A 2,890-nucleotide genomic window follows, 5' to 3' on the forward strand; every position below is an offset into this window, starting at 1 on the left:
TGTTGACCGTCGCTTTGTTTGACGATGGGGCCGCTACCGGGTTTGACGATGTGTTTGATATGAAAACGCCCCGCCAAGATTTTCCTGGCGGGGCGTTCGTTGTCATGGTGGCGGCGTGATCGTCAGTGCTGCCGGGGTGTTATTCGCTGAATTCACGGACTGCTGATTGTGTTGCGGCTTGGTCCACGATCGCGTTTTTTGTTGAGCGGGTGGCCATGAGAGCGGCGATGGCGAGGTTGTTGATGGTGCGTGGGTAGCCGCGGGAGGCTTGGTGAATGACGGTGATGGCGTCCTCGGAGAAGAGTGGGTCGGGTCGGTTGGCGAAGCTGAGGTGGCTTTTGATGTAGTCACCGGTGTCTTCCAGAGTCATGCCGTTGATGGTGAACCGTGTGCCGATGCGTTGGTCCAGGGCGGCCATGACAGCTAGTTTCAGGCGGCGTCGCAGGGTGGGTTGGCCGATGAGTAGCAGTGCGAAGTGTGACTCGGTATCCATGTTTACGTTGCTGAGCATCCTGAGTGCTTCGAGGTCGTCGTTGCTGAGCAGGTGTGCTTCGTCGATGACGATCACGGGCAGGCGGGAGCGTTCATCGAGTTCCCCGGCGAGCAGGGACGCGGCTTGGGCGGCGAGGGCGCCGGAGAAGAACGAGGGAGTCGCCCCGAGCGCGGTAACGATGGTCGAGCGGATCCCGCGGATCCCGATGGTTGGATCCGGGATGTAAATGATCTGGTGGCGGGAGGGTTCCAGATGGGCCAGCGCAGCGCGGGCAGCAACGGTTTTCCCGGCACCGACTTCCCCGGCGATCACTCCCATGCGGCGTTGGTCGATGCACCAGGAGATGCGGGCGACGGCTTCACGGTGTCCGGTGTGTTGATTCAAGGCTGCTGGCGGGATGTCACGGCCAAAAGGCATGCGGGTAAAACCAAAATAGGATTGCAGGGTATCGATCTGGCTCATCGGGATTCCTCCTTGATGGTGGGCTGTACTTGGTTGCCGGTGGTGGTTTGGTGGTGGATGTCAGCGAAGCTGATCGGCGCCCCGGTCAGTGATTCGCGGTGGCGGGTAGCGACCAAGTCCAGGTAGTTGATCCCGGTGCTGATGTTGGTCGCAGTGTCGTTGTCCTTGACCGCGTTGGTGACTTTGGCATGCACGTGTCGACCAATATCCAGTGGCTTCGCGATTCCTGCCGGGGCACCTTGGTGGTTGTTGACCGTGATGAGCCCGTCAAGGTCGAAAGGGTCATAAACCAGCTCAACCTTCGTGCCGGCCAGCAGCGGGTCGACTTCGTAAATATTCGAATGCAGGGACACCGTCCCGGTCTTGCCCACGGTGCGAACATCTGACCACAGAAACGCCTGCCGGATGACTTCCAGGGGTTTACTCACCGGGGAGCGGTGTTCCCAAGACGCTTCCCACCGTGCCAACGGGGTTTGCCCGGTGCTGGAATGCATGCTGTGGTGGTAAACCATGTTCACCCACGCAGTAAACAAGGTATTCAACTCATCCAACGAACTGATCTGGGAGCCTGCTTCCGGGCTGGTGCCCGGCAGCATGGGTGTGTCTGTGACAGTGATTTCCCCTAGGAACTGGCTCGTAACCGTGTTAAAGAACCGCTCGATCTTACCTCTGCCCTGGGGCCGGTACGGGGCCGAGTGCACCAACCGGATCCCGAGTTTCGCACACGTCCTCGCCAGGGATTTATCACTCATCGCTGCCCCATTATCCAGATATGCCACTTCGGGGATTCCGTGGGTTTCCAGGGCCGGGCGCAACACTGCTGAGAGGCGGATGGCGTCCTCGGCGTAGGCCCAGCGGGCGGCGGTGACCATGCGGGAATGATCATCCAGGAACGCGAACAGATACGTTTTCCGGGCCCCAATCTTGGGCCCGTGTAAAGCATCACCGACCCAGATCTCGTTACTGTGATTGGTCTCGAAGCGGCCGGTGGCTACCGGGCGGGTACCGGTGGAAATGTTCTTCGCTCTAAAGTGGCGCAGCAGTGTTGTCTCTGAGGGTGCCTGCCCGAGGGTTTCGGTGATGATCCGTTTGATCTGGGCTGAGGTGCGGTTCGGCTTCTCACGCTTCAGCGATTCAGCCAGGGTCAGCACGGTCGGATCAGTCCCGATAGTGGTAGAGCGTTCTTCGGGTTTGAGCCCGTCGAAGCCGTGTTGGTGCCAGGCTTTGATCCAGCGGTCCAGGGTCTCCCTGGAATAGCGGCGGGTTCCACCGAACGGCCAGGGATGATCCACTCCCGCCAACGCCCGTACCAACGGCCCGCGCTGGCGGGTACTCAACGACGGATCTGCCACGCCTCGGATCACTTGATATCGGAATAACGCAATATTGTCCCGGTGTTCCTTACGCATCAACGGTGTGCTGGCCCGCGGAGCCGAGCTGGCAGCTATCGGCGAGACCACGGCAGAGAACTGCTGCTTCAATGCGGGGGCCGGCGGCGGGGCAGGGTCAAGTTCATGGGGCAGGTGGGCTGGAGCATGCTTCATCGAAAAGAGTCCTTCCAGTGGGGTGAAAACAAGGGACCATGCCAACTGCGGGATGCAGAAATGGCAGGTGAACCCCACCTTCGCCCATTTACCGCACTAGCGGCAGGGTGGGCTCGTGTTGCACACATCGGGCCATCCGACCCGGCTGAAGAACCATGGCCCATGAGCAAACAAGGCAGCACCATGCCACGTCATCATGACGACCTGAGCGGCACTAACTCCATGGTGGTGGGCGTCGGTCAACACCCGGGCATGAGCGATCAGCATGCCCAACGCATGAGCAGCAGCGGTCGGTGACGGGGACGGCCAGTACCCCAACGCCTCCGCTGTTCCCCGGTGCACCCGAGCAGCGAATGCTGCCACGATCGCCGGAGCATTGGCCATGAAGTCC

The 2,890-nt window shown here is 60.6% G+C and carries 3 protein-coding genes; all 3 read right to left on the minus strand.

The annotated features are described in order from the left end of the window. Positions 1–139: 139 nt before the first annotated feature. Positions 140–955, minus strand: a complete 816-nt coding sequence (locus AAGW05_RS18385) for an ExeA family protein (RefSeq protein WP_411806006.1) — start codon at positions 953–955, stop codon at positions 140–142. Further along, the gene (locus AAGW05_RS18390; protein WP_411806007.1) at positions 952–2,499 is read right to left on the minus strand and encodes a DDE-type integrase/transposase/recombinase; all 1,548 of its coding nucleotides are present in this window, start codon (positions 2,497–2,499) and stop codon (positions 952–954) included. Before AAGW05_RS18390 ends, AAGW05_RS18385 begins: the two co-directional genes overlap by 4 nt. A 96-nt stretch (positions 2,500–2,595) precedes the next feature. Continuing rightward, positions 2,596–2,890: hypothetical protein (locus tag AAGW05_RS18395; RefSeq protein ID WP_411806008.1), on the minus strand; the 295-nt coding region annotated here is incomplete at its 5' end.

It is taken from the genome of Arthrobacter sp. LAPM80, from assembly GCF_046736435.1.
In the GTDB taxonomy this organism is placed as follows: domain Bacteria; phylum Actinomycetota; class Actinomycetes; order Actinomycetales; family Micrococcaceae; genus Specibacter.

Excerpts from the sequence above, each read along its gene's own strand:
- AAGW05_RS18385 (WP_411806006.1), bottom strand. The coding sequence starts at position 955 with ATGAGCCAGATCGATACCCTGCAATCCTATTTTGGTTTTACCCGCATG.
- AAGW05_RS18390 (WP_411806007.1), bottom strand. The coding sequence starts at position 2,499 with ATGAAGCATGCTCCAGCCCACCTGCCCCATGAACTTGACCCTGCCCCG.